Here is a 6580-nt window from a genome sequence, read left to right as displayed (position 1 = left end):
TCGCCGCCAAACTCAACGGGCGCCCCCGCAAGACCCTGGGCTTCAAGACCCCAGCCGAAGTCCTCGCCCGACTACTCTCCGAAGATCAACAAGCTGGTGTTGCGACGACCAGTTGAATCCGCCACGCCCATCACCCCGATAGGTGCACAACGACGCGGGGCCGCCGCGGTGAGGCCGAGGATCGTGCGGGTAACCACGTCATCCGCGAGGAATGTCGTTGACAGGTGCCCGGTCGCGCGCGACGACCGGCGTCAGGCGTCCGGAAGCGGGGCGCGGCGGGCGTTGGCGACGTCGAACAGGTCGCCGTACTCCTCGACCCGGGCCAGGACGTCGTCCGTCGTGAACCGCAGCATCGCCGGGTCGGCACCCTCGCGGACGGCGTCGACCTCGTCCCAGCCGATCGGCGTCGACACGGTCGCCCCCGCGCGGGCCCGCAGGGAGTAGGGCGCCACGGTGGTCTTCGCCGGGTTGTTCTGGCTCCAGTCGATCAGCACCTTGCCCGGCCGCAGCACCTTCTCCATGCGCCAGACCACGTCGTCCGGCGTCTCCGCCGACAGCTCCTGCGCCAGCGCCTTCGCGTACCGGCTGGGGTGCTCCCGGTCGGCGGCCTCGATCGGCGCGTAGACCTGCATGCCCTTGGAGCCCGACGTCTTCACCACCGGGTCGAGCCCGTCGGCCTCCAACCGTGCACCCAGCCGCTCGGCGACGGCGCAGCACTCGGGCAGCCCGGTGTCCGGGCCCGGGTCCAGGTCGAGGACGAGCAGGTCGGGCAGCTGCGGGACGCCGTCCGCGTCCACCTGCCACTGCGGCACGTGCAGCTCCAGCGCGGCCAGGTTGGCCGACCAGGCGAGGTCCGCGGTCGACTCCAGCACCACCATGTCCAGGGTCTCCCGGCCGGTCGAGCTGCCCGGGCTCGGGATCGTCACCCGGCGGACCCACCCCGGTGCGTGGCGGGCGCTGTTCTTCTCGAAGAACGTCTGCCCCTCCACGCCGTCGGGCCACCGGGTGAAGGTGACCGGCCGCCCGGCCAGATGCGGCAGCAGCACGGGCGCGATCCGCACGTAGTAGTCGATCACCTGGGCCTTGGTGACGCCGACCTCCGGGAACAGCACCTTCTCCAGGTTGGAGACCGCGAGCGTCCGCCCGTCGATCTCCACCCGCTGCTTGGCGGGGCTCACGGCTCGCTCCCGCGGTGCACTCCGCTCCTCGCTCGTTCCTCGCTGCGATGCTCGCGCCCCTGTCCGCTCACAGCGCTCACGGCTCGACCACCACGTCGTCGGGCTCCAGGTCGTCGCGCACCCCGCGCCAGGAGGGGTGGCGCAGCCGGTTGTCGGTCGTCCAGACGGCGTAGGCGACCTCACCGACCAGGTCCGGCTCGACCCAGTGCGCGTCGCGGGTGACCTCCCGTGGCAGCGCGCCCTCGAACGGCGGCGTCGTCCGCGCGGTGAACATGCGCTGCAGGTCCCGCAGATCCTGGTCGCTGAAGCCGGTGCCGACGTGGCCCACGTACACCAGGCGGCCCTCGTCGTCCGGGACGCCGACGAGCAGCGAGCCGATCGTCCCCTGTCGCCGGCCCTGCCCCGGCCGCCAGCCGCCGACGACGACCGCCTGCGTGCGGAAGTTCTTGATCTTGCGCCAGTCGGGGCTGCGCAGGCCGGGGCGGTAGGGCGAGCTCAGCCGCTTGGCGACGACGCCCTCCAGCCCGTTCTCCTCGCTCGCGGCCAGCACGCCGGGCCCGCCCCCGGAGAACCACGGGGTGGCCACCCAGCGGTGCCCGGCCAGCCCCAGGTCCTCCAGCCGGGTGCGCCGCTCCGCATACGGCCGGTCCAGCAGCTCCTCGCCGTCCCAGGAGAGCAGGTCGAAGACCAGGTAGGTCACCGGCTTCTCGGCCGCCATCCGCGGCACCTCGGGCCCGGTGCGGTGCATCCGGTTCTGCAGGGCCCCGAAGTCGGGCCGGCCAGCGGCGTCCATCGCGACGATCTCGCCGTCGACCACCGCGTCGTGGCCGGCCAGCGTCGCAGGCAGCCTGGCCACTTCCGGATAGCGGACGGTGATGTCGGTGCCCTTGCGGGAGGTGAAGGTCAGCGCCCCGCGGCGGACCGAGGCGACCGCCCGGACCCCGTCCCACTTGAACTCGTACCCCCAGCGGTCGTCGTCCTCCGGCAGCGCGCCGGCGGTCGCGAGCATCGGCAGCGGCGCGGGCGCCGGTTGGTCGGGCGCCGGCGTCGGGTCCAGCTTGCGGATGTTCCAGGCGCCGTCGTCCAGCGGGAAGAGCGCGTACCGGCCGGCCAGCCTCCGGCCGTCGAACGTGACGATGATGTGCCGGTCGTCCCACTTCTCCGTGGCGTAACGCCCGGCGTCCCAGATGCTGACCTCGCCGCCGCCGTACTCGCCGGCGGCGATCGTGCCGCTGAACGAGGCGTACTCCAGCGGGTGGTCCTCGGTGGGGACGGCCAGCCGGTTGGCCCCCTGCTCGGCGGGCGGCCCCTTCGGCACGGCCCAGCTCTTCAGGACGCCGTCGCGCTCCAGCCGCAGGTCCCAGTGCACCCGCTCGCCGGTGCGGCCACGCGGCGTGTGGTGCTCCTGGACGACGAACGTGTCGTCGTTCCCCACCGGCAGCGGCTGACCCGCCGCGGGCACCGGTTCCGCCGTCCGAGCGGGATCGCGCTTGCGGCGGTACTCGGCGAGCGGGTCCTCCCGCCGGGTCGGCACGTCAGGCGCTGCGGCGGGCGCGCTTGGCCGGGGCCTTGGCAGCGGTGGTCTTGGCGGGGGCCGTCTTCTTCTCGGTGGTCCCGGTGGTCTTCTTGGCCGCGGTGGCCTTCTTGGCGGGCGCCGCCTTCTTCACGGGCGCCGCCTTCCTGGCCGCCGCCTTCTTCGCCGGGGCGGGCTTCTCGTCGGCGTCGTCCGCCGCACCGCCGCGGGCCCGCTCGACGCTGCGCCGCAGCGCGCTCATCAGGTCGACCACCGCGGACCCGTCGTCCGGCACCTCGGGCACCTGGGCGACCTCGCCACCACTCTGCTTCGCCTCGAGCAGCGCCGTCATGGCCTCGCGGTAGTCGTCGGTGAACTGGCTCGGGTCGAACTCGCTGGTCATCGAGCCGATCAGGGCCTCGGCCATCTTCAGTTCCTGCGGGCGGACGGAGATCTCCTCGTCGAGGAACGCGAAGTCGGGACGGCGGATCTCGTCGGGCCACCGCATGGTGTGCATGACCAGGACGCCGTCACGCACGCGCAGCACGGCCAGCGACTCCCGCTGCCGGATCGCGATCTTGGTGATGGCCACCTGGCCGGCGTTCTCCAGGGCGTCGCGCAGCAGCGCGTACGGGCGCACCGCCGGGCCGTCGGGCTCGAGGTAGTACGTCTTCTCGAACATGATCGGGTCGATCTCGTCCTGGGCGACGAACTCCAGCACCTCGATCTCGCGCCGGGTGGACAGCGGCAGGTCCTCGAAGTCCTCGTCGGTGAGGATGACGACCTGGCCGTCAGGCAGTTCGTAGCCCTTGGCGATGTCGGAGTACTCGACCTCTTCGCCGTCGATCGAGCAGACCCGCTTGTACTTGACCCGCCCGCCGTCGGTGGCATGAACCTGGTGGAAGCGGATGTCCTTGTCCTCGGTGGCGGAGTAGAGCTTCACGCCGATGCTGACGAGGCCGAACGACACGGCCCCGCGCCAGATCGATCGCATGCCGCAACCTTCCCCGAGCTCCGCAGACTCATGACCCTGACCAGGTCAAGATCACAGGATAGGTCCGAGCAGGTACCCGCGGCAGGTCGTCCGACGCGCCGACTCCCCCGTCCGGGCGATCAGTCCGGGGGCTCGACACCCTCGGTCTGCGGGGCCAACCCCCCGTTCTGGATCGCGTCGTACGCGAACTGCAGGACGTCGGACCCGGCGACCATCGTCATGGTGAGGGCGGCCAGCCGGGTGGCCTTCGGCGCACTGACGTAGCCGAACACGAATCCCGTACCCACCCACTGCGCCAGGCAGAAGGGGCAGGTGAGCAGCTCGCCGACCGCGTGCTTCACGCCGCCGTGCTCACGCACCTCCTCGGCGACCTCGGCGTGACCGGACGCCCCCTCGAAGCGGGTGAACGGAGCCCGGATCGGTGCGGTGACCGGGTCCTTGGCGATCCGGCGGGCGAGCCGGAAGGTCGCGACGGTGAGCAGCACCGCGTCGCCGACCGGGATCCGCTCGGGCAGCTCCCGGCCCGAGGCGCGCACGGCCGCCGCGGCGGCGGACACCAGCCCGACGTAGACCCCCATCGCGCCGAGGTCGCCGGCGAGCGGCCGTTCCTCGCCGTTGGTGTACTCCCGCCGCTGCGTGCGGGCCCACCTGCGGACGTCCTTCGCGAGGGTCATGGCAGCGCGCTACCCCCGCCGTCGTCCGGGCATGCCGCACGTCACCCGGCGTGCGGAGGACCACAGCCGCGCATGGCCGCCGGGCCGGCGGGTAGGGGCACGGCATGACGCAGCCCGAAGGCCAGACGGCCCGCGACATCTTCCCGGAGGACGAGGGCCTCCCCGAGGTCTCCCAGGACGACTCGCCCACCATGGAGCGCGCCGAGGATCCCGAGTTCGCCCCGCTGCCGGGAGAGCGCCCCGGCGCCAGCGCCGACTTCGGCACGACGTCGCTGGAGCAGGCCGAGGGCGAGTCGCTCGACGGCCGGCTCGCCCGCGAGATCCCGGACGACGCCTCCGGCGTCCGCCCGGCCGAGGACCCTCAGCGCGCGTTCGCCCAGCTGGAGCAGGACCTCGACACCACGCCGCCCACCGACTCCGGCACCGAGCGCACCGCCGACGACATCGAGGCGACCGCCGACGCCCCGATCGGTGGGGAGGGCCCGGAGGAGAGCGCGGTCCACGTCATCGACGGGTGATCACCCCCGGGGTGGGTTGGCACGGGCTCGTGCGGTTGTCTACGTTGGTTGTCGCGGTTCAGCAGTCAGCCGCGTCGGGATCGGGGTCCGCTCCGACCACGACACCCGTTCGACCACCTGCGGAACCGGGGACATGAGCCCCCGGTCCGCACAGCGGTAGATTGACCGGGCGGTCCGCCGCCCGGAGTACCGCCGAGAGGAGCACTGTCCGTGACCACTTCCGACCTTCCTGCCGCAGGGCAGCCCGACGTGTCCGCCGAGGGCACGGAGGCGCCCTTCGACGACGTGATCACGCTGTCCACCTCCACCAGCGAGGACGGCGTGGTGACGGTGACGGTCGTCGGCGAGGTGGACACCTTCACCGCTCCCGTGCTGCGTTCGACCCTGGACAGCCAGCTCGAGCAGCAGCCGAAGGAACTCGTCATCGACCTGTCCGGCGTCCAGTTCCTGGGCTCCGCGGGCCTGGCCGTGCTCGTCGAGACGCAGAAGTCCTCGCGCGCTCGTGACGTGGCGCTGAGCCTGATCGCCACGACCCGTGCGGTCACCCGCCCGCTCGAGGTGACCGGCCTGATCGACCTCTTCACGATCGCCGACAACACGGCTCGCTGAACACCGAACGAGGAAAGCCCCCGCCGAGCCGGCGGGGGCTTTCCTCGTTTCAGGCCGACAGCATCTGGCAGACCGCCTGTTCCAGTGTCCGCTGCGCGTCCCGGTCCCCGTCGGCGTCCCCCGCCTCCCGGAGCGCCTCGACCACGGTCTCGCCGTGCTCGAAGTGATCGACCACGCGCGGATCGACGTAGCTGGCCTTGCACACGGCCGGCGTGTTGCCCAGCTGCTCCGACACCCGCACGTAGGCGGCGCGGACCGCCTTCTTCCGGGCGGTCTTCGTCTTCGGGGGTGGCGTCTCGGCCAGCGCGGCGGCCATCATCACGGTCGCGTTCCAGGTGCGGAAGTCCTTGGCGGAGATCTCGGCCCCGCTCAGCTCCTTCAGATAGAGGTTGATCTCGCTGCTGGTCACGTCGCGCCAGCTGCCGTCGTCCAGCTGGTAGGCGAGCAGATCCTCGCCGGCGTCCTCCGGACGCTCCAGGAGCTGGCGGACGACGGTGGCCGTCGGCCGGTCGGTGATCTCGACCTCGCGCGCGATGCCTCCCTTGGCGGTGTAGGAGAAGAACGTCCGCTCCCCGCGCACCGACACGTGCTCGCGCTTGAGCGTCGCCAGCCCGTAGGTCCCGTTCTCCTCCTCGTACTGCTCGCTGCCGATCCGGAAGGTGCCGAGATCCAGCAGCCGGATCGCCGTGGCCAGCACCCGCTCGCGGTTCAGCCCGCGGGTCCGGATCGCGGCGACGACGGCATCGCGGACGTCGGGCAACTGGTGGGCGATCTCCAGGACCCGCTGGTGCTTCTCGGCGTCCCGCCGCACCCGCCATTCGTCGTGGTAGCGGTACTGGCGGCGCCCGGCCGCGTCGACGCCGGTGGCCTGGATGTGCCCGTTCGGCCAGGGGCAGATCCAGACGTCCTTCCACGCCGGCGGGATCGCCAGGGCACGGACCCGGTCGAGCCGCTCGTCCCGGATGACCGCGCCGTCGGTGTCGGTGTAGGCGAATCCGCGGCCGGCGCGGCGACGTCGGTACCCGGGTCCGTTGACGTCACTGCGCCGAAGTCTCACCCCAGGAAGATGTGCACCGGCGGGGTTCCCCAAACGG

The 6580-nt window shown here is 72.2% G+C and carries 7 protein-coding genes; 2 read left to right on the top strand and 5 right to left on the bottom strand.

From position 1 onward, the window contains the following. Positions 1-251: 251 nt before the first annotated feature. From ligD (AC2H4J_RS19440) to AC2H4J_RS19425, 4 genes are all read right to left on the bottom strand, one after another. Entirely contained in the window at positions 252-1178 is a 927-nt protein-coding gene (ligD, locus tag AC2H4J_RS19440) for a non-homologous end-joining DNA ligase (protein ID WP_487466546.1), read from the bottom strand. 76 nt (positions 1179-1254) lie between these two features. Beyond that, on the bottom strand, positions 1255-2712 hold the full coding sequence (gene ligD, locus AC2H4J_RS19435) for a non-homologous end-joining DNA ligase (protein ID WP_487466545.1): 1458 nt from the start codon (positions 2710-2712) through the stop codon (positions 1255-1257). Between the two features lies 1 nt (position 2713). Beyond that, positions 2714-3685: a non-homologous end joining protein Ku gene (gene ku, locus AC2H4J_RS19430; RefSeq protein WP_487466544.1), complete on the bottom strand. Its 972-nt coding sequence runs from the start codon at positions 3683-3685 to the stop codon at positions 2714-2716. Between the two features lie 119 nt (positions 3686-3804). Beyond that, on the bottom strand, positions 3805-4359 hold the full coding sequence (locus tag AC2H4J_RS19425) for a DUF1360 domain-containing protein (RefSeq protein WP_487466543.1): 555 nt from the start codon (positions 4357-4359) through the stop codon (positions 3805-3807). 104 nt (positions 4360-4463) lie between these two features. On the opposite strand from AC2H4J_RS19425, the gene AC2H4J_RS19420 reads away from it, so the two are divergent. Then, complete coding sequence (locus tag AC2H4J_RS19420; RefSeq protein ID WP_487466542.1) at positions 4464-4877, top strand: hypothetical protein; 414 nt, start codon at positions 4464-4466, stop codon at positions 4875-4877. A 210-nt stretch (positions 4878-5087) separates the two neighbouring features. Then, the gene (locus AC2H4J_RS19415) at positions 5088-5486 is read left to right on the top strand and encodes an STAS domain-containing protein (RefSeq protein WP_487466541.1); all 399 of its coding nucleotides are present in this window, start codon (positions 5088-5090) and stop codon (positions 5484-5486) included. 49 nt (positions 5487-5535) lie between these two features. Here the strand turns inward: AC2H4J_RS19415 and AC2H4J_RS19410 are convergent, their stop codons facing one another. Then, on the bottom strand, positions 5536-6543 hold the full coding sequence (locus AC2H4J_RS19410; RefSeq protein WP_487466540.1) for a DNA topoisomerase IB: 1008 nt from the start codon (positions 6541-6543) through the stop codon (positions 5536-5538). Positions 6544-6580 lie beyond the last annotated feature (37 nt).

This window comes from Blastococcus sp. OS1-29, from assembly GCF_057628075.1.
The sequence above is the reverse complement of the archived record's forward strand: the minus strand, read 5'-3'. Positions and strand labels throughout refer to the sequence as shown.

Excerpts from the sequence above, each read along its gene's own strand:
- ku (WP_487466544.1), bottom strand. The coding sequence starts at position 3,685 with ATGCGATCGATCTGGCGCGGGGCCGTGTCGTTCGGCCTCGTCAGCATC.
- AC2H4J_RS19425 (WP_487466543.1), bottom strand. The coding sequence starts at position 4,359 with ATGACCCTCGCGAAGGACGTCCGCAGGTGGGCCCGCACGCAGCGGCGG.
- AC2H4J_RS19420 (WP_487466542.1), top strand. The coding sequence starts at position 4,464 with ATGACGCAGCCCGAAGGCCAGACGGCCCGCGACATCTTCCCGGAGGAC.